Annotated in this window: 22 protein-coding genes; 3 read left to right on the plus strand and 19 right to left on the minus strand. The window is 54.5% G+C overall.

Translation table 11 applies throughout. The features are described from left to right. Positions 1-12 precede the first annotated feature (12 nt). Complete coding sequence (locus tag MKY58_RS16585) at positions 13-657, minus strand: SDR family oxidoreductase (RefSeq protein ID WP_339321259.1); 645 nt, start codon at positions 655-657, stop codon at positions 13-15. Between the two features lie 115 nt (positions 658-772). Beyond that, entirely contained in the window at positions 773-1,615 is an 843-nt protein-coding gene (locus tag MKY58_RS16590; RefSeq protein ID WP_339321260.1) for an AraC family transcriptional regulator, read from the minus strand. A 182-nt stretch (positions 1,616-1,797) separates the two neighbouring features. Here MKY58_RS16590 and MKY58_RS16595 point away from each other — a divergent pair, with 182 nt between their 5' ends. Together MKY58_RS16595 and MKY58_RS16600 are read left to right on the plus strand one after the other, a co-directional pair. Further along, the gene (locus tag MKY58_RS16595) at positions 1,798-2,787 is read left to right on the plus strand and encodes a Gfo/Idh/MocA family oxidoreductase (protein WP_036707071.1); all 990 of its coding nucleotides are present in this window, start codon (positions 1,798-1,800) and stop codon (positions 2,785-2,787) included. A gap of 120 nt (positions 2,788-2,907) precedes the next feature. Next, positions 2,908-3,849 carry an aldo/keto reductase gene (locus MKY58_RS16600; protein WP_339321261.1) on the plus strand — a complete coding sequence of 314 codons (942 nt, stop codon included), beginning with the start codon at positions 2,908-2,910 and terminating at the stop codon, positions 3,847-3,849. Positions 3,850-4,012: 163 nt separating this feature from the next. Here MKY58_RS16600 and MKY58_RS16605 read toward each other — a convergent pair whose 3' ends face one another. The 11 genes from MKY58_RS16605 to MKY58_RS16655 form a co-directional block, all read right to left on the minus strand. Further along, a complete protein-coding gene (locus MKY58_RS16605; protein WP_339321262.1) occupies positions 4,013-5,851 on the minus strand; it encodes a sensor histidine kinase in 1,839 nt (612 codons plus the stop codon). 3 nt (positions 5,852-5,854) lie between these two features. Beyond that, positions 5,855-7,417 carry a response regulator gene (locus MKY58_RS16610; protein ID WP_339321263.1) on the minus strand — a complete coding sequence of 521 codons (1,563 nt, stop codon included), beginning with the start codon at positions 7,415-7,417 and terminating at the stop codon, positions 5,855-5,857. Positions 7,418-7,573: 156 nt separating this feature from the next. Next, positions 7,574-9,253, minus strand: coding sequence for an extracellular solute-binding protein (locus MKY58_RS16615; protein WP_339321264.1), 1,680 nt, complete (start codon positions 9,251-9,253; stop codon positions 7,574-7,576). Positions 9,254-9,335: 82 nt separating this feature from the next. After that, positions 9,336-10,232, minus strand: coding sequence for a carbohydrate ABC transporter permease (locus MKY58_RS16620; protein WP_339321265.1), 897 nt, complete (start codon positions 10,230-10,232; stop codon positions 9,336-9,338). A gap of 48 nt (positions 10,233-10,280) precedes the next feature. Continuing rightward, positions 10,281-11,237: an ABC transporter permease subunit gene (locus MKY58_RS16625; RefSeq protein WP_339321266.1), complete on the minus strand. Its 957-nt coding sequence runs from the start codon at positions 11,235-11,237 to the stop codon at positions 10,281-10,283. 185 nt (positions 11,238-11,422) lie between these two features. Continuing rightward, positions 11,423-12,364: a protease complex subunit PrcB family protein gene (locus tag MKY58_RS16630; protein ID WP_339321267.1), complete on the minus strand. Its 942-nt coding sequence runs from the start codon at positions 12,362-12,364 to the stop codon at positions 11,423-11,425. 90 nt (positions 12,365-12,454) lie between these two features. After that, positions 12,455-12,937: a hypothetical protein gene (locus MKY58_RS16635; RefSeq protein ID WP_339321268.1), complete on the minus strand. Its 483-nt coding sequence runs from the start codon at positions 12,935-12,937 to the stop codon at positions 12,455-12,457. Between the two features lie 101 nt (positions 12,938-13,038). Beyond that, on the minus strand, positions 13,039-13,749 hold the full coding sequence (locus MKY58_RS16640) for a hypothetical protein (RefSeq protein WP_339321269.1): 711 nt from the start codon (positions 13,747-13,749) through the stop codon (positions 13,039-13,041). A gap of 15 nt (positions 13,750-13,764) precedes the next feature. Further along, positions 13,765-14,688, minus strand: coding sequence for an ABC transporter ATP-binding protein (locus tag MKY58_RS16645; protein ID WP_339321270.1), 924 nt, complete (start codon positions 14,686-14,688; stop codon positions 13,765-13,767). A 27-nt stretch (positions 14,689-14,715) separates the two neighbouring features. After that, positions 14,716-16,416: an arginine--tRNA ligase gene (gene argS / locus MKY58_RS16650; protein ID WP_339325182.1), complete on the minus strand. Its 1,701-nt coding sequence runs from the start codon at positions 16,414-16,416 to the stop codon at positions 14,716-14,718. Between the two features lie 485 nt (positions 16,417-16,901). Next, entirely contained in the window at positions 16,902-17,924 is a 1,023-nt protein-coding gene (locus MKY58_RS16655) for a GTP-binding protein (RefSeq protein WP_339321271.1), read from the minus strand. A 179-nt stretch (positions 17,925-18,103) separates the two neighbouring features. On the opposite strand from MKY58_RS16655, the gene MKY58_RS16660 reads away from it, so the two are divergent. Beyond that, positions 18,104-18,619, plus strand: a complete 516-nt coding sequence (locus MKY58_RS16660) for a MogA/MoaB family molybdenum cofactor biosynthesis protein (RefSeq protein WP_339321272.1) — start codon at positions 18,104-18,106, stop codon at positions 18,617-18,619. A 39-nt stretch (positions 18,620-18,658) separates the two neighbouring features. Here MKY58_RS16660 and MKY58_RS16665 read toward each other — a convergent pair whose 3' ends face one another. The 6 genes from MKY58_RS16665 to MKY58_RS16690 all read right to left on the minus strand — a co-directional run bounded on the left by MKY58_RS16665 (position 18,659) and on the right by MKY58_RS16690 (position 23,782). Further along, entirely contained in the window at positions 18,659-19,168 is a 510-nt protein-coding gene (locus MKY58_RS16665) for a hypothetical protein (RefSeq protein ID WP_339321273.1), read from the minus strand. Positions 19,169-19,304: 136 nt separating this feature from the next. Beyond that, a complete protein-coding gene (locus MKY58_RS16670; protein WP_339321274.1) occupies positions 19,305-20,297 on the minus strand; it encodes an acryloyl-CoA reductase in 993 nt (330 codons plus the stop codon). Between the two features lie 102 nt (positions 20,298-20,399). Further along, the gene (locus MKY58_RS16675; RefSeq protein WP_036707051.1) at positions 20,400-21,845 is read right to left on the minus strand and encodes a nicotinate phosphoribosyltransferase; all 1,446 of its coding nucleotides are present in this window, start codon (positions 21,843-21,845) and stop codon (positions 20,400-20,402) included. Between the two features lie 139 nt (positions 21,846-21,984). Then, positions 21,985-22,779 carry an NUDIX domain-containing protein gene (locus MKY58_RS16680; RefSeq protein ID WP_036707046.1) on the minus strand — a complete coding sequence of 265 codons (795 nt, stop codon included), beginning with the start codon at positions 22,777-22,779 and terminating at the stop codon, positions 21,985-21,987. A 104-nt stretch (positions 22,780-22,883) separates the two neighbouring features. Then, positions 22,884-23,285: a PaaI family thioesterase gene (locus MKY58_RS16685; protein WP_339321275.1), complete on the minus strand. Its 402-nt coding sequence runs from the start codon at positions 23,283-23,285 to the stop codon at positions 22,884-22,886. A gap of 35 nt (positions 23,286-23,320) precedes the next feature. Continuing rightward, positions 23,321-23,782 (minus strand): GNAT family N-acetyltransferase, encoded by a 462-nt coding sequence (locus tag MKY58_RS16690; RefSeq protein WP_339321276.1) that lies wholly within the window; start codon positions 23,780-23,782, stop codon positions 23,321-23,323. Positions 23,783-23,887: the final 105 nt, after the last annotated feature.

Genomic DNA, 23,887 nt, shown 5'->3' on the forward strand with positions numbered 1-23,887 from the left:
GCCATTCGGCTGTTAATAGGTCACTTCCACGATGCCGCAAATGGATTGGGGATGATGTACCTGCTCGATCATGCACGATGCCAAATCTCCACGCGTAAGTCCTTGGAGTCCCTTTGGCTTTTTCATGGGTTCGTTTATGGCCACTCTGTAATGTCCCTTCGGGGGACCATCTACTAATCTTGGCGGTCGAATAATGGTCCAATCCAGCCCTGAGTTTTTGATCTCGTGCTCCATACGAGCCATGTCCTCATACAGATTTTTAAACAAACGCATCACGATTTGTTCCGTAATGATGCGGGATAACAACGGCGTTTCCGGAGGAAGGGCGAGCGTAGACGCCGACAAACAAACGATCCGCTTTGTTCCAGCATGGCGCATCGCGTTCATCATATTACGGGTTCCTTCGGAATACACGTTGGTCGGTTTGCGGTGATTTACCCCCAGCGCGGATAGAACAACGTCCGCTCCTTCCATCGGTTTCAGCAAAGACGACGGATTCAAAACATCTCCTTGAACGATATGCAGCTTTTTGCCGTTCTCCGTAAACCGGGATGGCTCCCGCACAACCGCCGTCACTTGATAATCCAGATCCAGCAGCCGCTTGACGACGTGCAATCCCGTACCGCCTGTTGCGCCAAAGACGATCGCTTTCATCATCGTTTCCCTCCATATTTTCTTATCATGATTCCCAGCCGTGGCAAACGAGCTTTCGGTCTTCTTGATGAACGACGGCCGGTCATCATCCATGAATGGATGGTTCGCTTGCCCCGCTTCATGACAACACCCCGTACAACCGCCGATACGCCGTCGGGGTCATGCCCTCATGCTCCATAAACCGTTTGTTGAAGTAACTGACGCTCGGATACCCGGCATCTTTGGCGATTTGCCCGATCGTCGTCTCCTTCCTCTCCAGCAGCCACTGTTTGGCCATCTGCAGCCGGCATCTCGTCACGAATTCCATCGGAGTCATTTCCGTGACGCTGCGGAACAGCTTGCAGAAATAATAGCTGCTGACGCCAAGCCTTCCCGCCCATTCCTCCAGGATAAACGGCTGCGCGGCCTCCTGCTGCATGACGGGCAGCAATTCCAGGATCCGGTTGCCCGACGTTTTCGAATTGCCCCGGGTTAATGCGGCCGCATGCGCGATAAATTCGGCCAGCAGCGCATACGTCAGCGTGGATAGATGGGAAGAATGCAGCATCCGGTAGGTTTCGGCTTCATGAAGCAGCGCCTCGTGGGCCTGCTCGAACGCTTGCCGGTTGCGGACGGTCCACAGCGGACTCTCATGAAAACCTCTGCCGATCAAATATTCCTGGAGTCCCGTCCCGTAAAAATGGATCCAGCGCACGTCCCACGGCTCCTCCTTGCTGCTGTAATACCGCTGGCGCTGCATCGGGAAATAGAGCACGGCCTCCCCCGGCCCCAGCTCGTGGGTCTCCCCGTCGATCTCAACGTACCCTTTGCCTGCGGCGACGTAATGGATATTAAAATTGTTTAACGCCCCCGCCTCCCGAAAAACGCTGTGTTCCGGTTCTTGCCGGTAATGGCCCACCGATTCCGGAAAGCAAAAAAACGGCATGTCGGGCAGCGTCAGCAGGTGAATTTGCCTTTGCACGGCCTCATCTCCATAAATGACAATATATTTATAATCGATTGCAAAATCGTATTATATTAATTTTAAATTCGCTATTTTATAATGGCAATATCATATTATAAAGCCTTCAAACGCAAATCATGTAAACCGCTTTCATCGTCGTTTGCGGGGCTTTCCGAACCATAAAGGAGTTGATGATCCCGATGAGTCCGAAAACATTAAAATGGGGGATTCTCGGCTGTGCCGGCATTGCCAAACGTTCCGTCATCCCGGGCGTACAAGAGTCCGAACTGAACGAGGTGCATGCCATCGCAAGCCGCGATCTCGATAAAGCCAAACAAACGGCGGAACAACTGAATATCCCGGTGGCCTACGGCAGTTATGAGGAGCTGCTCGAAGACCCCTCCATCGATGTCGTTTACATACCGCTGCCTAATCATCTTCATAAAGAATGGACGATCCGCGCAGCCGAAGCCGGCAAACACATTTTATGCGAAAAACCGCTGGCCCTGACCGAAGCCGAAGCCGTGGAAATGGCGGAAGCCGCGGCAGCCGCCGGCGTATACTTGTCGGAAGCGTTTATGTACCGTTACCATCCCCGCTACGATATGATCCGGGATTTGATCTCTTCCGGGGCGATCGGCGACATCCGCGGAATCCGCGGCGCGTTTACGTTCAATAACGCGGGCGACAAGGGCAACGTCCGTTACAAAAAGGAATGGGGCGGCGGGTCGATTTACGACGTCGGCTGCTATCCGATCCATGCCGCCCGGATGCTCCTCGGCAAAGAACCGGTCGCGGCAACGGTAAACGCTTTTTTCTCCGCGGAGCATGATGACGTCGACATGATGGCTTCGGGGCTTCTGGAGTTCGAAGGATCGGTAGCCCTGACGTTTGATTGCGGCATGTGGGCCGCTTTCCGGAATCCGCTCGAGATTTTGGGAACCGAAGGCATCATCGAGCTCCCTTCCGCTTTCGTCGGAAGCGACAACTTTTTCTTGACGGCGCTCGGGGAGCGCAAAGAAATCGAAGTGCCGAAGGTGAACGCCTATGCGCTGCAGGCCGACCACTTGGCAACTGCCATCATTCACCGGCGCCCCCTTCGCTTCGAACCGGAAGATGCCATCCGGAATATGCGGGTTATCGATGCCTGCCTGCGGTCGGCAAGGGAGCATGTCCGGGTCGAACTGTGATTGCCGGCCACGTTTATTAGGTAGATCAACTGCTGCGACGAGAATTCGTTGTCTTGGATATTTCCGTCTAGGGATATAAGGGTGAATTCATCATACAATCCTTCAGGGAGGTAACTTGCCATGGAATACATTTCGGTTCAAGGCTTGGATAAAAAGGTTTCGCGGCTAATGAAAGGTTCGGACTACTTTTATCACGAAAATTATGAAAAGGCGGCGGCCAACATGGACGCCTTCTTCGCCGCCGGAGGCAATTCCGTCGATTCGGCGCATATTTATTGCGGCGGACAAAGCGAAGAAGTGATCGGGCGGTATTTGAAGGAAAGAAACAACCGGGACGAGTGGGTCATTTTGACGAAAGGCGCGCATCACGACCAGCACGGACCCCGCGTCAGCCGGGAGGCGATCAAACATGACATCACCGCCAGCTTGTCGCGCCTGCAAACCGACTATATCGACATGTATGCCCTGCACCGGGACGATCCGAACGTGCCTGCGGGCGAAGTCATCGAAATCTTGAACGAATACGTCAAAAACGGGACCGTACGCGCCATCGGCGTGTCCAACTGGACATGGGAGCGGATCCGCGACGCCAACGCTTATGCGGCGGAAAAGGGTTTGACCGGCTTCTCCTTCAGCAGCCCGAACCTAAGCCTCGCGAAAGCGAACGAACCGTTTTGGCCCGGCTGCGTATCGGCGGACGAAGAAACCTGCCAATGGCATGAAGCGGAACAGTTTCCTTTGTTCTCCTGGTCTTCCCAGGCCAGAGGTTTCTTTACGGGAAGGTTTACGCCCGAAAACCGCGATAACGCCGACCTGGTCCGGGTCTTTTACAGCGATGCCAACTGGGAGCGGCTGGAGCGCGCCAAACGGCTTGCCGCGGAGAAAAACGCCACTCCGATCCAGATCGCGCTTGCGTACGTGCTGAACCAGCCTTTCCCGACCTGCGCGCTGATCGGCGCCCAATCCGAAGAAGAGCTGCGGTCCTGCGACGAAGGTTCCCGCATCAAGCTGACGCGCGAGGAACTCGCCTGGCTCGATCTTTCTTCGGACGAGAGGGGATAATCCCGCGCTCCGGAGCTTGGCAGCAAGCAAGCTGGGTCGTTCGTGATCAAGCGGCCGCGGTAGCCGCGATCCCGCTTTCACGCCGCCCGGATTAACCTGCCCTTGCGCCACGCCAAAAAGCCCCCGCCTGCCGAAATATTTTCGGCTAACGCGAGGGCTTCCTTTATCCCGTCCATTTCGAATCCAGCGTTTCCTTCCCCTGGTAGGCCGTGCGCTCCAGCGGAATGCGAATATGGACGGTCGTGCCGATGCCCGGGGTGCTGTACAGCTGTACGCCGTAATCTTTGCCGAAATACAGCTTGATCCGTTCGTTTACGTTGCGGATTCCGTATCCTCTTCCCCTGCCGTGGCTTCCCGGCGTACCGGGTGCGTTCATCCCGGAGACGACCTGCTTCAGCATCTCCCTGGGCATGCCGCTGCCGTCATCCACGATTTCGAATACAATCGAATTCGTCTCTTCCTCCATCCGCCCGCTCACGCGGATATAAATATGGTCTCCGCGCCAGGCGTGCTGCAGCGCGTTTTCCAAAAACGGCTGCAGGATCAGCTTGACCGTCATATAATTGACGATTCTAGGCTCGATGTCAAACTCCACTTCCATGCGTTCCCCGTATTTTACCTGTTGAATGTCCAAATACGCCTGCGTTTGTTCCAGCTCTTTATGGATGGCTATGATCGTCTGCCCGTCGTTTAACGACAGCCGGTAAAATTTCGCCAGGTTCATCACCATCTGATGCTGCTTGTCCACCTGGCCGAATTTGGCCAGTCGGCTGATCGAAGACAGCGTATTGTACAAAAAATGCGGATTGATTTGAGCCTGCAGCGTCTCAAGCTCCGCCTGCTTTTTTTTCAGGTTGGTCAGGTAGACCTCCTGAATCAGCCGTTCCGTCTGCTCTCCCAGCTTGTTCAGCGAGGAGGCGATCATCGTAAATTCGTCGTTGCCCTTATAATGAAATCGCTTATGAAAATCTCCCTGCTGGAACAGGTTCAAAATCGACACGACTTTAGACACCCGTTTGGAGAAAAAGCGGGAGACGCCCAGAGCGAAAAGGAGCACTACGACGAAACTTGCCAAACAGATGACGATCGTCAGCAAATTGATTTTCCGGGTTTCCTGCTGAATGATCGTATCGGGGACTAGCGCCGTCATTTTCCAGTTCAGCTTGGGCAGGCTTTCGCTGAGCACCGTAAACCTGGATACGTCCATCAACTCGTAATCGGAATGCATGTCCGGGACGTTTTCGCCCGAACCGTAAATGATGCGGTTGTTTTCGTCGAGAATAAGCAGCATGCTGCCGCTTCCGAATTTGTTGATGTCCACGCTCTGGAAAATTTCCGACAAATACACGCTGATCCGCATGAAACCGATCGTCTCCAGATCCAGCGGATTGCGCGTATCCACGAGCCGCCGCAGCAGGCTGATCCGGCCGAACCTGCCGTCGTCTTCGACCTGCTGCCATACGACCGTTTTGCCGTAATCCTCCTTCGGAAACCCCGTATACCAAGGTTTGTCCATGATCCGGCGCAGATGAAACAGTTCCCAATGTTTCCCTTTGGCGAGCGGATCGGCGGCGGGCGGGTCGTTGTTGTAGATTTCCGGCAGCGTTTCGTTTTTCAAATAGACGCTCAGCCAGATTTTGCGGTTGGTCGAATCCACGGTCTGGCGGAACTTCGGAATCAGCAGTTTGGTCGTCGTTTGGTAGCTGACCCATCCTTCCTCGTACCTCATAATCTCCAGCGGCATGCTTTCGTCGAAATACAGCGTATCGGACAACCGCTGGGTATCCTCCAGCTTGTAATTGATGTTGTCGCGGATCTGCGCCATCGTGCCGGTTAAGTTGGTGTTCATCTGTTTGCCGTAAAGGTCGACCAGGATGGTATTGGCAATATACCCGAAAATAAAGATCGGGACGATGATCAGAATCATATAAGAGAAAAACAGCTTCATGCCGAAGGGCATAAACATGCGTCGCTTGGAATCCAACCGGTTCTCGTTTTTCATACGTTACATCTTTCTCCTGAACTCGCCCGGCGTCATGCCGAACACTTCTTTAAACTGGCGGCTGAAATACGGCATATACCGGTACCCGACCTTGTCGGCGACCTCATAAATTTTAATCCGCGGATCCTTGAGCAGCTCTCCCGCCTTCTCCATTCGCATCGTAATCACGTATTCGCTGAAATTCGTCCCCGTAACCTCTTTGAACAGCGAACCCAGATAATTCGGCGAAAAAGACAAATAGTCGGCCACTTCTTTGAGCGTGACGTTATCATGCAGCTGCTCCCGGACGTAACGGATCATCTCTTCGACCAGCTTGGCGCTTTTTTTCTGCCTTTTGTTCTGGATGATTTCGGCGGCGCTGAACAGCCGGTACCTTAACCAGGATCGGATATCGTGAAGCGTTTCGTATTTCAGCATCATATCGGGACTGGGCAGCCCGTCGTGCTGTAGGGTCTGAAACATGTTGTCGCTGAGCGATTTGAGCTGGCTTTCCAGTCTCAGCCAAATGTTCATCACGAAATACTGGATTTGGACTTTGGAGCGCATCCCGGCCGCCGCAGCAAACAAACCGTCCACTTCATCGCTGATCTTCACCAGGTCGTAATGCAGCACGGCGTTTAAAAGCGGTTCGAGCGGCAGGTCCGCAGCCTGGATCTCCCCGCCCCTTTCGCCTTCCAGTTTTTCATGCGGAATCACTTTTCCTTTGCCGACGATCAGCTTGTAATCCAGCGCGGTGAGCGCCTCTCCGTAAGAAGCCCTAAGCCCTGGAAGACCATCCGCCCGGTTCCCTAATCCGATGGTCACGGAATAAGGTTGAAGCGCATGAAGCTGCCGAATGACCTGCTCCAGATCCGGTTCTTGCGCTCCGCATTCGGCCAGCAGAAAAATCCGCTGCTTGGAGGTACGCCCGATATGGCGGATGCCTGCGGCTTCAAAAATCGGCAGCGCCGATTCGTAAAATCGGTTGAACCATTCCTGCTTCACATGCTCCGGCAGCGCTTCCAGCTTCCAGCCCAAATCGTCGATTTCAAGCGCGGCGGCCCGGGCGGGCCAGCTTGCGTGTTTGAGGCCGTAATGCTCAAGCAGGATCGTTTCCGCCTCTTCCGTGAAGCTCCCCTCGAGAAGCTGCAGGAGATATTCGTTTTTGGCGGTTTGCCGGTAAGCCTGCTCCGTTTTTTCCCGCTGTCTTTCCGCGTCAAGCTCCAGCACGATTTTTTTTAAGGCTTCGGTCAACTCCATGTCGTCCATCGGTTTCAGGACATAGTTATAGGCATGGAGCGAAATCGCCTGCTTGACGTAGTTAAAATCCTGGTATCCGCTTACAAAAATGACTTTGATGCGGCCGTATAGCTCGTTTGCTTTTCTGACAAGGTCCAGGCCCGACATGCCCGGCATATGTACGTCCGTGACAAGGACATCGATGCTTTCGCTTACCATGACGCTCAAGGCTTCAAAGCCGTTATGCACGGCATCCACGACTTCCAGGCCAAGCTCAGTCCAAGGTATGAAGGTCCTCATCCCTTCCAAATCGAGGATTTCATCATCGACGATTAAAGCTTTATACATGAAATCATCTCCTGACCGAATAGTTCACAGCCGAACGCTGTACATGGAATTCGCCGCATAAACGCATGAGCCGCCCCGAGGGACGGCCTAGCGCGCACGATAGCTAATCGATAGTTCAGTATCGTTATATATGACAATTATACCATTTTTTTGCGGTTAACCGCCGATTTTTTTCAGGTTCTCCTGCCATTTTTGCGTTTTGAAGGCGAGCAGCTTGTCGTAACCGACGGCCATCGCATCTTTTTCGGCTTTGTCCAAAATGGCCAAAACCTCTTCGTCGCTTTGGGCGTACAGCGCCTTCGCTCTCGATTCGGAGAAGATTTCGTCCACGCTTTGTTGGATGATGCCTTCTTCCGTGTCCGGCATCGGGTTCAAATTGACGAATGCGGTGGCGTTATATTGCGTTTTCCACGTGATGGACGACTGGTAGCGGCTCTCCCAGTTTTGCTTTTCAGGCGGCAGCGTTTTTTCGAACTTCATCTTGGATTTGTCGATATACACCGTGTTGCCGTTCCACTGCAGGTTGACGGTAGCGTCCATGATCTTGCTGCGTCTTTCCACGTCGTTGATGTACGTGTCGGTAAAGATCGGATATCCTTCTTCATCGGTTCCTTTCCACAGGATGCCTTCCGGTCCCCACATGATGACGCGGCTTCCTTCTTCCCCTGTCAGCCAATCGAGGAACGCGAAGATTTTTTCCGGATCTTTGGCGGATTTCGTGATCAAAGCCACGTTCCAGCCGAGCTGGTTATAACTTCCCGTCCAAATTTTGTTTTTGTCGAGCCCTTCCTTATGCACCGGCCAAATCATCTCGTATCCGGCGGTCGGATCTTTTTTCTTCAGCTCCACGTCGCCTTTGCTGCCGTATTCCGTCGGGCTTGCGCCTGCGGCGATCGCAAAACGCCCCGTGTACGCTTTTTCGAGCACCTGGTCTTTCGTTTGCGTCAGCGCGTCCTGGGCCATCAGCTTCTCGCGGAACAACTTCGAGGCGAACTGCATCGACTCGCGGTACGTCGGATCCTGGAAGATGGAGGTCAGCTTGTCGCCGTTTGGAACGGCTCTTTCCCGCAGGAACACCGGAGGATGGTCTTCGGCGAACGCGCTGTACAGAATGTCCAGGCCTTGTCCGTCTTTTGCGAGATCCGGCTCGAACGGAACGACGTTCGGATATTTGGCTTTGACCGCCTTCAAATAGTTGTACAGGTCGTCGGTCGTTTCGAGTTTTGGCGAACCGAGGTCTTTGTAAATTTTGCTGTTCATCAAATATCCCGCGTTGCCTGCCGGCTGGGAAGTATACCAGTTCGGGAACTGGTACAGCTTGCCGTCGCTCGAGCGAAGCATGTTGAGCGTGGAATCGCCGGCCCATTTTTTCAGGTTCGGGTACTTGTCGAGATATTCGTCGTAGGATACGAGCATTCCTGCCGCCCGCAGACGTTCCACGTCGGTGCCGCGGTCCGTCCAAATGACGTCCGGAAGCTCCTTGGAGGCGATCATCGTGTTCAGCTTCTGGGCCGCGTTGCCGCCGGAGTTGATGGCCGTGACCGTTACTTTTTTGTTGTCCTGAATCCATTTGCTGGCTTCGTCCGCGCCCCATGACGGCATCGTGTACCAGTCGTAGTGGCCGTAGAAGCTGAATTCGAGAGGTTCGCTGCCGAGCTCGAATTTGCCCGTGCCCGCGCTTTCTTTGTTGTCCGTTTTCTCTTCGGCTTTCGTATTGTTGTTGCCGGTTCCTTCCGCCGTCTTGCCGTCGTTGCCGCTGCCGCATCCCGCAAGGGCCGTGGCCGCGGTGCATAAAAAGACAAGCGTCACGATCAGCGATCTTCTAAAGCTTTTCATACGATATAACCCCTTTTCCAAAGATCGATTTATGTCAGGATTTAGGCTGAAACCCTGATGGTTAAAGCGCAAGCTCTGAACCCTATTCTTTTAGCGATCCTACCAGCACGCCTTTGACGAAATACTTCTGGACGAACGGGTAGACCGCGATAATCGGCAGCGTCGCCACCATCATCGTCGCCATCGACAGCGATTTGGTCGTCACGCTTTTCATGGCCGACATGCGGCTTTGCGCCGCGGAATCCAGTTTGGACATCTGCTCGGTCATGATGTTGGTGCTCAGAATCTGCTGCAGCATGGACTGGATCGGCAGCAGCTTTTCTTTCGTGATATAAATGCTCGGCAGGAACCACTCGTTCCAATGCGCCACCGCCGTAAAAAGCCCCAGCGTCGCGATGACCGGACCGGAAAGCGGCAGCACGATGCGGAAGAACGTGGACCAGTTGCCGCAGCCGTCGATTTTCGCCGATTCCTGCAGCCCGTCCGGAAGCCCCATAAAAAAGGTGCGAAAGATGATCATGTTCCACACGCTGATCAGGCCCGGGATGATGAACACCCAGAATGAATCCATCAAGCCGAGGCCGCGGACCACGAGGAACGTCGGGATCAGCCCGCCGCCGAAATACATCGTGACGATGCACATCAGCATGTAAAATTTGCGGCCGATCAGCTCCTTTTTGGTCATGCCGTAAGCAAATATCGCGGTGCACAGGACGGAAAGGATGGTGCCTACCACCGTTCTCATCACGCTGATCATAAAAGCGTTCAAGATCCGGTCATCCCGGAACACGACGTAATAATTTTCGAGGGACCATTTGCGCGGCCAAAACGTCACGCCGCCAAGGGCGGTATCCATGCCGTCGTTCAGCGAAATCACAAGCCCGTTCCAGAACGGATAAAAGGTGCTGAAGCCGAGCAGCGTGAGGAATCCGTAGACGAACATGCTGAAGATCCTGTCCCCGATGCTTTTTTTGTACATTCGATTGCAGCCTCCCTGTCTTCTCCCAAGTCTTTCAAGCGATGCCTCTTACCACAGGCTGTTGCCGGATCGGCGCGCGAAGCTGTTGGCGAACGCCAGCAGGCCGACGCTGATGACGGCTTTGAACAGGCCGACCGCGGTCGCGTAGGAGAAGCGTTGGTTCGTAATGCCCACCCTGTAGACGTAAGTGTCGATGACGTTGGCCACGTCCCGCAGCACCGGATTCGATCCGAGCAGGAGAATGTCTTCAAAACCTGCGCTGAGCAGATTGCCGATCGCCAAAATCATGAAGATGGAAATGACGGGCATGATCGAAGGGAGGGTAATCATGAACAATTGTTTGATCCGTCCCGCTCCGTCCATGGCAGCCGCCTCGTACAAACTCGGATTGATGCCCGCGATGGCCGCCAAATATACGATGGATCCGAATCCGATTTCCTTCCACACGTTGGTCGTGACAAGGATGCTCCAGAAGTATTCGGCTTTGCCGAGGAATCCGATGGGCTCCTTGATCAAATGCAGCTTTTGCAGCAAAATGTTCAAGCTGCCGTTATCCGTCGACAGGATCGACATGGCGAACCCGGCCACGATGACCCAGGACAAAAAATGCGGCAGATAGCTGACGGTTTGCACGACCCGTTTAAAGGCCATGTGCCGGACTTCGTTCAGCAAAAGCGCCAGAAATATCGGCGCCGGAAACCCGATGCAAAATTTCAGCAGGCTGATGATGATCGTGTTGCGGATGATCGGCCAAAACTCGGGGGAGTGAAAAAACATGTTAAAATGCTTGAACCCTACCCATGGACTTGCCCAAAAGCCGTCGAAAATGCTGTAATCCTGAAATGCCATCAATACCCCGTACATCGGTATGTAAGAAAAAATGAAAATCAATACGAGCGCCGGCACGACCATCAGCTGGATATCCCACTGCTTGGCCAACCGGTAAGCGACTCCCCGCCTTTTCTTGACGTGTTTCACTTTGTTTACGCTTGCGAGCTGCGCCATACGTTTCCCCCCTCGCTGTTATTGTAATCGTTTGCATGCGGGAGAATCTATTTGCCTCGTCAACGAAATCTTATACATTTTACGGTTGCAGGGACTCCTTTTCATAGAAAGGATGAAAAATCGTTCCGGCCGAAACAAAAAAAGACCCGTTCCCCGGATCCCGGAGAAGGGTCTAACCCGATCATTTATTTTATCGTTTTGCCGGGGCCGGGAACGGAAATCGATCCCTGGTCATGCCCGGGTGTTGTTTTCACGCTGATTTCAAGGCTGCTGTCCAAATAAAACGACGCCGTGGCGGTCGAAATGACCTGCGGATACATTTTTCCAGGTTCGGGCGACGTCAAATGATAATACGCCACAGCCTTTTTCCCCGGAAGAAACTCGATACGGTCGACGACAAGCCCGTACCCCGGATTCGGCATGTCCGCTTTGGACAATACGATTTTGTTGACCTTGTCGTTCACTTTTTCGATGCGGATCGAAACGTCGGCTTCGGACGCTCCGGGATCCTGATTCTGATGGCTTTGGATGAATTTCAGCGCATTGTATATCATTTCGGCGGCCTCCATGCGCGTAATATACTGCTTCGGATGGAATCGGTCTTGGGCGTCGAGTTCGGCGATCCGGGTGAGCAGCAAAAACTGCAAAGCGCTTTTGTATTCGGAAGACATTTCCCCGTCGTCTTTAACAAACACGTACATCTCGATCGTCGAATATTCCCCCGTAGCCTTTACCGCTTGATGAAGCATGCCGGCAAACTGCTCTTTTGTCAGCTTCATGTTCCAGTCGCGGATTTGTCCGACCGATATCCCGTTGTCCGCCGCAATGCGCGCGGCTTGGGCATACCAGGCTTTGACCGGAACGTTCGCGGGCGGGGGCGGGCCGTCTACCTTCCCCTGGAGTTTCATCGCTTTGACGAGGAGCTGGATGCCTTGAGCCGCCGTTAGCGGCTCGGCCGGCGCGAACCGGTCCGCGGACACGCCGCTGATGATGCCTTGCGACTGCAGGGACGCAGCGATCTTCTCCTGTTCGGCGTCCTTAATATCCGAAAAAGCGTATGCGGACGATGCGGCTGCAAGGCAGCAGAAGGCCATCAGTGCCGCCGCTATTCTTTTAAACTTGTTCATTCAAGATCACCTCCATCCTCTCAGACGGAAAGCATCCGGCAAAGGTTTCATATATTTGGCAAAAAACGAGCGAAGCCAATCCGGATGATCTCAAGCGTTCGCCCCGTTTTTTTCCGGTTCCTGATCCAGTCCCAGCTTGGCGTACAATTCGCTCGTATATTTTTGAAGTTTGCGTTCGAGCTCCTGGGCTTGTGCTTTAAAAGCGGTCAGTTCGCGGATCATTTTCGACCGCCCTCCCGGGCTGAAGGTTTCCTGGATGCGTTCCTTGAAATAATCGTGGACGATGTAATTCCGCTGCTTCCATACGTCTTTCAACAGCGTCGTTTCATCCGGCGAGAAAGGGAAGTGATGCTGGATTTCATTGACGAGCTGGCCAAGCGAGTTGCTCAGCTTCTGATGGTACAAATCGGCGAGATCCTCTTCCGTCGGAACCTTGCCTTGCGAGACCTTCATCAGCATAAGCAGGTTGACCAGCTGTTGCTCGAGCGCCTGCGAATAATAGACCGCCAAGCCGAAATAAGCAAATAGTTCCTTGGAATGCTCGCTGTCCAATAGCCGTGTCTGCTTCATCATGCCCTCCTCCCTATCCTGTCATGTATCATGCCCTGATGGTTTCGTCATACCTTCATGGTAAAGGATATGCCTTCATTCATCAACCGCCGGATCCGCAGTTTTTAGGTACGGGCGTCCCTCCGCACCGAAACAAGCACGTAAACCAGCCCCAGCAGGAGCGCATAAACCAAACCGTAGCCTAAAATTCCCCACAGTTTATGGAGCGGCGCCACGCCGCTGTCCAACAGCCTGTCGAGCATCAGCGAAACGGGAGGGAAAAACCAGCGCAGCCACCCCAGCTGCTCCGGCAGCAAGCCGACGATGGACTTCGCCCCGAGCGACGCGACGACCAGGACCAGCAGCAGCGCCGTCGCTCTCGTGCCGTTCGGCATCCATGCCGACTGGAAAAACATCGCTAGCGCGGTGCCCAGCATCCCCATGATCAAATGGGCCGCCGCCGCAAGGAATAGCTCTCCCATCCTGACGGACCTGTCGAACATTTGCGCGGCAAGCGGGTAGAGCACAAACAGAACCGTGCACAACGCCACCGGAACGAGCAAAGCCAACATTTGGCTGAGCAGGTATCTTTTCATGCTGCCGGCGTGGATGATATGCAGCTGCTCCTGCTGCGGGGTTCCATGGTTCAGGAACGTCAACGCGATCCAAGCAGAGCCGACGAACAAAAACGCGGAAGTGACGGCATAGCTGTCCATCACCGGATTCGGTTTGTAGGTATAAAGCAAAAACATCGCGATCAAGGTTGCCGCCAGCGGCGCAAAATAAGCATGTTTCCTTGTATAGCTTTTCAGCATAAAACGGGATAATGCCAGCAACTTCTTCTCTCCTCCCTAGTTCGCGGCCGATTTCAGCCGATTCTCCAGGCGATCATCCATCCCCCCGGCCGGCGTAACCGATATGACCGAACCCCCGCAGTCCAAAATCAGGCGCAGTACGGGGTCAACCGCTCCGGGTTCCGTCTCGAGCAGGCATGCCTCCGAATCGGGCGAGATGCCGACCACGCCGCCAAGGGCGGCGATCCGCGCCAACGCGCCGGGATCCGGCACAAGCGCCACGATGCGCGCGATCTCTTGAAATGCCGGGCGTTTTTCCCGGGTTTCCTCCGCGACTTGCCCGTCCCGAATCAACAGCACCCGGTCCGCCGCTCGTTCGATCAATTTCGATTCATGGACCGACATGACGATGGCAGAGCCTTCGCGTTTTCGCGTCAGCAGAAGTTGTAGGAGATTCTCCTGCGCTTTGACGTCCAGCCCCGAAAGGGGCTCGTCCAGCAGCAGCAGGTCGGGATGGCCGAGCATCCCCTGGATCAAATTGATTTTTTGCAGCATGCCTTTGGAGAACCGGTTCATCTTGACGTGCAGGGCATGCTCCATGTCCAGCTGCTGCAGCAAATCGTAGATTTCATCCTCCGCCGCGTGTTTATCCATGCCCCGGACGGCCGCGACGTTTGTCAGATAATCCCAGGGCGTAAAAGGGAGCGGAGGAAACCGCTCCGGCACGTAACCGACGGACCCGTTCCGCCCTTGACGGACCTCGCGCGTTCCCGACGTCGGTTGGGTAAGCCCCGCCAACAGCCGCAGCAGCGTGCTTTTTCCGGAACCGTTTCTGCCGATCAGCGCGATGCCTTCCCCCTGCATTACTTCGAGCGATATGTCTTGCAATACCTTGCGCCTGCCGAACGTTTTAGAGGCGTTGCGAATTTCGATCAGGCTGCCGGAATAACCTTCCGAAGCACTTGTTAATGCCAAAGCCAAGATCCCCTCCCACGGTATTTCTTGAATTTACATCCGTTCAGGCGTCTGGATGCCCAACAGCCCCATCGTCCGGGCGATCGTCCGGCCTGCCAGCCGCGTCAGCCGCAATCTTGCCTTTCGAACCCGGGCGTCATCGATGACAATTCTTTCCTTATTATAAAATTGATTGAAGGACTGCGCCACATCCAGCGCATAACGCGCGAGAACCGACGGCTCCTGGTTGCGCACGCCCCGCTCCAATGCTTCCGGAAACCGGGTCAGCAGCTTGAGCAGCTCCCAGCCGGCGTCCCCGAGATGATGGGCTCCTTCGTTGGGATCGGTCTCTTCCATGGCGTCCTCGGCCGCGCCATACGCAGCCGTCCCCTTGGCAAGCACGCTCTGGGTTCTAGCGTAGGTATACTGCACGTAAGGCCCCGTTTCCCCGTCGAAATTCAGCGCGTCCTCCAGCGAAAAATCCACTTCGTTCAGGCGGTTGTTTTTCAGGTCGCCGAAAATGATCGCGCCGATCCCGACCGCCTCCGCAACCCGCTGCTTGGACTCCAGCTCCGGATTTTTTTCGTTGATGATGGCTAAGGCCCGTTCGACGGCTTCATCCAGCACGTTTTCCAGCTTGACGATTTTGCCGCGGCGCGTGGACATTTTTTTGCCTTCGAATTTCATGAGGCCAAACGGCACGTGCGTGCAGCTGTCCGCCCAATCCATCCCCATGCGGCGCAGCACCGCAAAAACCTGCTGGAAATGCAGCCTTTGTTCGTTCCCGACCACGTACAGCAGCCGGTCCGCTTTCATCTCGTCATGCCGGTAGATGGCGGTGGCCAAATCCCTCGTCGGGTATATGGTCGTGCCGTCCTTTTTCAAAATGAGGCATGGCGGCATGCCCTCCTCGTCCAGCCGGACGACCAGCGCCCCGTCGCTTTCGACCAGCAGCCCTTTTTCCTTCAAGGAATCGACCACCGCAGGCATTTTATCGTTGTAAAAGCTTTCTCCCAGCGTGTAGTCGAAACGGACGTTCAGCCGATCGTACATTCTGCTGAATTCCTTCATGCTTACGTCCACGAAATAGGCCCATAATGAGCGGGCTTCTCCGTCTCCCTCCTCCAGCTTGCGGAACCACTCCCTTGCTTCCGGTTCCAACGTATCGTCGTGCTCCGCTTCTTCATGGAAACGAACGTACAAGTTCAGCGATTCGCCGATCGGGTCTGCGGATAACCGTTCGTCGTCTCCCCATCTCTTATATGCGGCGATCTGCTTGCCGAACTGCGTTCCCCAATCGCCCAGATGATTGACGCTCACGACGTCGTAGCCCGCAAGCTTATGCATATGGTATAAGGCCGCCCCGATCATCGTGGAACGGAGATGGCCGATGCCAAACGGTTTGGCGATGTTGGGGGAAGACATATCGATGACGACGCGGATGCCTTTTCCGGTTTCCGGCACTTTCTCCTGCTCCAGCCCTTCCATCAGCAAGCTTCCGTAATGCCCCCGGTCGAACGTCAAATTGACGTAGGGACCGGCGGCAGACGCCGTTATATGCGCGTGGTCCCAGGCGTCGGCGATCGATTGGGCGATCTCCTGGGGCGCTTTTCTGAATTGCTTGGCGAGCGTAAAGCAAGGGAACGCGATATCCCCCATGTCCGGGGAAGGCGGCGTTTCAAGCCGTTTCGAAATGTCGTCCGCCTCCAGCGGCACGTGTTTTTTCAGCGCGTTTGCAGCCCATTGGGTTATCATCATGGATCAACCTTTCTTTCTTTTTCTCAAAATAAAAAGCTCCCGTCTCCATAATAGAGACGAGAGCTGAATATCCCGCGGTACCACTCTAAGTAAACGAATCTTCCGGCCCCTGCCGCAAGGGTTCGTTCCCCTTCGCAACCTGTAACGGAGTTACCCGGACGAATCTACTTGCCCCAAAGTCCGCTGCCAAATGGCTTCGATGCCGATTCAAGCACTTTGCGCGGCTCCCGGAACTTTATATGCCTATCGATCAGGATCACCGATTCCGGAACGAGGTTTTGGATTCGCCGTCTCACGGGTGCGCTTCACAAAGGGGCATGTTCCGGCTTCCACCCATCCCGGTTCGCTGTCCATGCGTAAACCTTCGTTACTCTCCCGATCCCTGACGTTCAATATTTCAGACTATTATACCTAGCGCCAAACGAGGAATCAAGCCCAAGTTCTTTTTGAGTCCCTGGCCCGGGTTCCCCCGCCATGTCGCTTCAGTTCCGGCTCTCTTGGCCTTCCAGCGCCCGCATCCCGTTTTCGATGGCGGTTTTGGAGAAATGTTCGCCGATGAAAACGACCACGTCCGGTACGTCGCCCTGAGGCGTGATCCGCAAAAAATCAGGCTCCCGGAAGGCGTATTGAAACAGGAAACGGCTCGCCGTATCGCTGAACGTCAAAACGCCTTTGGCACGGTATACCTCCCGCGGCAGACCTGCCACAAAACGTTCGAACTCCCCGCTGTCCACCGGCCCGCGCAAATAATGGGTATACACCATCACATGGTCGTGATGCGTATGATGATGCCCTGCTGCCGAATGGGAATGATGCTCGTCATCCTCCGCTTCAAGACCGCTCGAAGCTGCCCCATCGGGTTTCTCCGATTCAGGCAGACCCGTTTTGCCGCCAAGCGAGGCCAAGACTTCGGCGACGTCCACCTCGCAGCGGACGGCCGGAAGGATGGGGGCATACCCGTTCCAACGGGAAATGACCGACTCCAGTTCTTCCCGCTCGCCTGCCGTGACGCGGTCCGTTTTATTCAGAATCAGGCAGGAGGCCGCGCGGATCTGTTCTTGCATTAGCCTGAAGGTTTTCCCTTTTTGCTCGCGGTACAGCTCCAGCAAATGAGCCGAATCGACGACGGTCAATACCCCTTTCAAATCGATTTTCATGTATAACGCAGCTTCGGTTACTCCGTCCAAAATCTCCATCGGGTTCGCGATGCCCGTCGCTTCGACGACGATCACGTCGGGATGTTCCCTTTCGATCAGGCCTGCCATCTCCACGCTCAAATCGCCGCGGATCGAGCAGCAAATGCAGCCGCTGAGCATCTCGGTCATCGGGACCCGCTCTTCCACCAGCAGCCCGTCCAGATTGACGTCCCCGATTTCGTTCATGATCACGGCCGGACGTAATCCCCGCTCCTGCCAGTGGTTGACGAGGCGCTGAAGGAACGTCGTTTTCCCGCTTCCCAAAAAACCGGACAATATGTAAATGGGTGTCGTTGTTTGATTTGGCATGTTCGTTTTCCCCTTGCGTTATTGGATTTTGCGTTTTACGCAAAGTGTACTACACGCCGGGGCCGGACCGCAACCGCTTCGAATGTTTTGCACTTTTTGCCGTTCGCGGCCATTTGCAAGTTTGTCCCGAAAGGTCTATCCTAAAAAGACATTCCAAAAAAGAGAGAGGAGAATGGAAGATGAGATCCGTGGACGAACATCGCAGTCAAGCGCCAGACACCGTCTCCTGCATGGTCGTGACCGTATCCGATACGCGCACGCCGGAGACGGACGCAGGGGGAAAGCTGATGAAGTCCCTTTTGGAGGATGCGGGATACCGTGTGGTGCGCTACGAAATCGTCAAAGACGATTATGAAGGCATTCGGGAGCTTATTCATGAAGCGGCGGGAAATCCGGAGGTGGAAGCCGTCCTATTAACGGGCGGAACGGGCATTTCCCCGCGCGACACGACGTACGAGGCGGTAGCCTCGCTGCTCGACAAGAAGCTGCCGGGCTTCGGCGAAATATTCAGGTATCTCAGTTTCACGGAAGATATCGGACCTGCCGCGATTTTAAGCCGCGCGATCGCCGGAACGGTCGGCGGCACCGCCGTGTTTTCCATCCCGGGTTCGACGGGAGCCGTCAAACTCGCTTTGGAGCGGATCATCGTGCCGGAGCTGCGGCATGTCATGCGCGAAATATACAAAAAAAATTAAAAACAAGCCGGGAACGTTGCGTCCCGGCTTGTTTTACGATTAAAAATCCATTCTGTCGATCAGCGAATTGAATATTTCATGAACCTGCGTTTCGTATTGCCCCTTGTTTTTTCCGGAAGACGTATAAATCAAAGCAACCCTGTTATGGCCGTAAATAAGCGTTCTGGACGTCGGGGTTTCCACCCGTTTTTGGTCGCCGTACCAATTTTGAATCCGCGCAATCCGTTCCTTTTCGTCGGTAAACACATGGAGTTTGACATACTGCTGCGGATTTCCCCGGATAAAATACTGGTAGCTGATATTGCCGCGCCCGTCCTCGGCATGCGTGTGATGGGTCAATGGAATGTTCTTCTCGCCGAAAGCAAGCTGCAGCTGATTCAGAAGCTGGCCGTTCAGCCCGCTGCCCTGCGATTGTGCCCGGATGTTGCCTTCGGAATAGGAATCGAAATTATACAGTTTGACTTCTTTTTTGATGACGGTATGCTTGTCGCAGCCGACCGTAACAGCCAGCAGCACGCAAGCGAGCAGCCATGCGAACCGTTTGTTCATGTTGATTCATCCCTTCCCCTGATACCGCTTCAAGCGGAAGACAGCCTAATATGGGCTTAGAATGCCATCATTTCAAACGGTTTATGCAGCATCGGCTGCTGTGAAATCTTAACAAGCGTTAACCTGCGGATCGGCATTATGCCAATCGGATGACCGTTCTTCCCACCGCTTTTCCCTGCAAAATGGACTGCAATACTTCGGGCAATTCTTCAAGCGAAGCTTCCTTAATTCCCGCGCTTAACGCCCTTTCGGGCTTCCATTCTTGACCGAGCTTATTCCAAACACGCGTTCTCCAATCTTTCGGGCAAAACACCGAATCGATGCCCAGCAGCTGTACCCCGCGCAAAATAAAGGGATGCACCGTCGAGTTGAACGCCGTCCCGCCCGTTAATCCGGAAAGCGCGACCGCTCCCCCGTAACGGATGTTTTTTAAAATATCCTCCAGTCCCGGCCCGCCTACCGGATCCACCGCTCCCGCCCATCGTTGTTTGCCGAGCGGGCCGGCGCCCGAACCGGCAACGTCCTCCCGGCCGATGACATCGGCTGCGCCAAGGCGTTTCAACCATGCTTCCTGGCTGGTTTTGCCGGTGCTGGCCGTCACTTCAAAACCGGACCGCGCCAAAATATCGACCGCAAAGCTGCCGACGCCTCCGGTTGCCCCCGTCACAAGCACCGTCCCTGCTTCCGGAGTGACCCCGCAATGCATGAGGCGATCGACCGACAGGGCAGCCGTGAATCCGGCCGTTCCGATTCCCATGGCCTCGCGCAAGCTTAAGCCCGCCGGCAGGGGAAGCAGCCAATCGGCCGGGATGCGGGCATATTCGCTGAACCCGCCGTGATGGGCGGTTCCAAGACCGTAACCGGTGCACAAAACCGGATCTCCTTCGCGAAAATCCGGGTGGCTTGAGCTGACAACCTCGCCGGCCAGGTCGATCCCCGGAATGATCGGATACTCCTTGACGACTTTCCCTTCAGGCACGCTGGCGAGTCCGTCCTTGAAGTTCACTCCTGAATAATGCACTTTCACAAGCACATCGCCTCCCGGAAGAGCGTCCAGGCTCATTTCTTCGATTTGTCCGGCCAGACTTTCGCCGCTGCGCCGGATGACATAGGCTTTAAACGTTTCCATTCGTCTTTCCCTCCTTCAGAAATCGTTTGTCCGTTTGTAAAAAAGATTCGGCAAGGAGCGATCCCGTTCCTTTGCCGAATCTCGATGATCCGAATATTCCGTTTATTCTTCCGTTTGCATGAATTCGGCCATCAGCTTTTGCTTCAGGTCCCAGACTTTTTCGCTCAAATTGACGCGGTAAATTTCCGGATTCAGCTTGCGCAAATATTCCGGCCAAAACAGCTCCATTTGCGCGCGGTGGTAACTGCGGATTTCCTCCAGGGAAGGGAGCTCGTACACCAGCTTGCCGTTTTCGAAAATTTGGTGCAGCATCGGGACGGCCTCGTAGTTTTTGACGTATTTTTGCAAATACGGGTGCTGCGGATTAAACAGCTTCAGCCTGTCGCGCGGCTTTTCTTCGTCCGGGAACACGATGTAGTCCGCTGTCGCTTTGCCGGTGACCCGGTCCACGATGCGGTAGACGTCCTTTTTGCCCGGCGTGGACACCTTTTCCGGGTTGCCCGAAATTTTGATTGTCGGGACCATTTCGCCGTTCACTTCGCGTTCCACGAGCTTGTATACGCCCCCGAGCGCAGGCTGGTCCGCGGCGGTAATGAGCTGGGTGCCGACGCCCCACGTGTCGATGCGGGCTCCCTGCGCCTTCAGGTTCAGAATCGTGTTTTCGTCCAGATCGTTCGAGGCAACGATTTTAATATAGGATAATCCGGCGTCGTCCAGCATTTTGCGGGCTTGGATCGACAAATAGGCCAGGTCCCCGCTGTCGAGGCGGATCGCGGACATTTTTTTGCCGGCGGCTTCAAGCTTTTTGGCCGTCTCGATCGCATGCGGCACGCCGCTTTTTAACGTGTCGAACGTGTCCACGAGCAGCGTCACTTCGTCCGGCATTACCTTCGCGTACGTGTCAAAGGCCTCCTGTTCGGAGGAAAAGCTTTGCACCCACGAATGGGCATGCGTTCCTTTCGTCGGGATGCCGAATTTTTGCCCTGCAAGCATGTTGGAGGTGGCGTGGAACCCCGCAATGTATGCGGCACGAGCGCCCCAGACGGCTGCATCGGCTTCCTGGGCGCGCCGCGTTCCGAACTCGAGCAATATGTCGTCCCCCGCGACCTGCTTCACGCGCGACGCTTTCGTGGCGATCAGCGTCTGGAAGTTCATGAAGTTGAGCAGCGCCGTTTCCACCAGTTGGGTTTCCATGATGGTTCCTTCCACCCGGATGAGCGGCTCGTTCGGGAACACCAGCGCCCCTTCCTTCATGGAATAGATATTCCCGCAGAACCGGAACTGCTTCAGCTCCTCCAAAAACGCGGTGTCGTAGTTTTCTTCCTGCTCCGACAAATATTTAAGGTCTTCGTCCGAAAAACGCAAGTTTGCGATGTAATGAACGATCCTCTCCAGACCGGCGAAGACGGCATACCCGTTGCCGAACGGAAGTTTGCGGAAATACGCTTCGAAAACCGCCTTTTGCTGATGCGACCGGTTCACCCAATGCGCATACATCATATTGATTTGGTACTTGTCTGTATGTAATGCCAGACCTGCTGTTTGCATGCAGGCTTCCTCCTTTGTATTCCAGCCCTGCAGGGTCCATGACTCTTCAAGCCTTCGTTTCTTCTTGTTCCCTATTTTCGTGGGCAGCCCTCAGCGGGCAGCGCCATTGCCGCGAGGTCTGCTTGCCTTTTCCTGCAGCTCACGTGTAGATGGACAACAGCGGCACGTAGTCGGTAAACCGGTACAGCTGTGCCGGACGCTGCGAATATTGGTTCGAACTGAGCGGCTTCCCGTTTTCGTCCCGGACTTCCTCCAAAATCCCTTGCCTGCTGCGGGTAGAGGTGATTTTGCGGATAAAATTCGGTTCGCTGAATTCGGGCACGACGGTCTGGATGACCTGGTAAAGCTCGCTGAGCGTAAACTGCTCGGGCAGGAACTGGCGGGCGATCGTCGAATGCAGCATTTGCTTTTGAATCCGCATGTAAGCGTCCCGGATAATGTCCCGATGGTCGAATGCCAGTTCCAAGTCGCTGAGCGCCTCTTCAATGCCAAACAGCCCCACTTCGCCCGCGTCATCGGCGGCCTGCCTGCTTTCAAGCATCCATTCTTCCACCAAAGCAAAAAAAGCATGGCTGATGATCCAGCCCCGCGGATCCCTTCCCGGCGTGCTGTATACCCCGAGGTATTCCAAATGCCCTCCGTCTACCCCGGTTTCTTCCTTCAATTCCCGCTTGGCCGCATCATAGATCGATTCGCTTTCCCGGCAAAATCCTCCGGGCAAAGCCCACATGCCCGCACACGGCCACGATTTTCGCCTGACCAGCATCACCTTCAGTTCGCGGATCGGCAGCGTTTTGGTCACTGTTTTCCGTTCCCTTTTGGTCAGGGTGAACATGACGATATCCGCCGGCACGCCGTCTGGCGTCCGGTATTTTTTGGCCGAGTAGGCCCGTGCTTCAGGTGAAGTGTCCTGTTCTTTCCGATGTTCGTTCATATCATCACCACATAGAGTATCTTTTTGATACTTTCATTATGATTTACTGATAACAAATGTCAAGTCCCTTTTTGTTCAATGGATGGGTTTACGTGCCCGATAACCTATTTGCGATTCACGATTCGAAAGGTTGCCGTTGCCAGACAGCCCAGCGTCCCTTCGCTGTTATGGATACGCGCTTCGGTCGTCATGGATCTACCCGCGCGGTGAATGACCTTTGCCGTTACGATGAGTTTTCCCGTCTTCATGGCAGACATAAAATGCACGTTGAGGTTTGTCGTGACGCAGCTGTCCTGCTCCGCCGCAGCCGTTGCCGCCATCCCCATCGCCTGGTCCATCAGGGACGTCAGCACGCCTCCATGGATGATGCCCATCGAATTGGTATGATGTTCCTTGGCATCCAAAGCGATCACGATTTTCTCCTCGTCTGCCGATACGAACTCGCAGCCCAAATAAGACCAAAACGTGTTTTCGCCTCTGGCGATCATTTCCTCCAATGCGTTCATCTGTATTCCCCCCATGCTGTCTTGAATGTCCGTTATTATTCCATGCGGAGCATAAGCTCCAGAACGATTTGATCCCGGCACGGAATGCCGTTTTCAAATATTGGCTCAGGATAGTTGTTCACAAAATAGTCCCGCTCTATCCGAATCATCCGGAATCCGCATTTTTGATACAATCCCAGCTGGTTTAAGCTGGAATTCCCGGTCCGTACGATCACCTTTTGATAACCTTGGCCTTGAGCCTGCTCCAAGGCGCTGGCGATCAGCCGTTTGCCAAGCCCTTTCCCCTGCCAATCCGGGTCGACCGCCAAATTCATGATTTCCGCGGAAGCCTGATCCAAAGGCATCAAGCCGCATACGCCGATCAAATTTCCATTCTCCTCGGCCACCGTCCAGCTGGATTTGTCCACATATTTCTCCACCTGGGACCAGTCCGGATCGGCAAGCAGCAACAAAGATGCCGGAAGCTTCTCCCCCGGCCGCGTCGGTCTGATATTCACCTGCCGCCACCTCCCTCATGCATAAAGAATCGCTTACGGCTTATAAAGCCTTAATTAAATCCGATTTTAAAGCCTATATCCTAAAAAAAGGCGCGGATGCATGAT

Source organism: Paenibacillus sp. FSL W8-0194 (assembly GCF_037969745.1).
GTDB lineage: Bacteria > Bacillota > Bacilli > Paenibacillales > Paenibacillaceae > Paenibacillus_AQ > Paenibacillus_AQ cookii.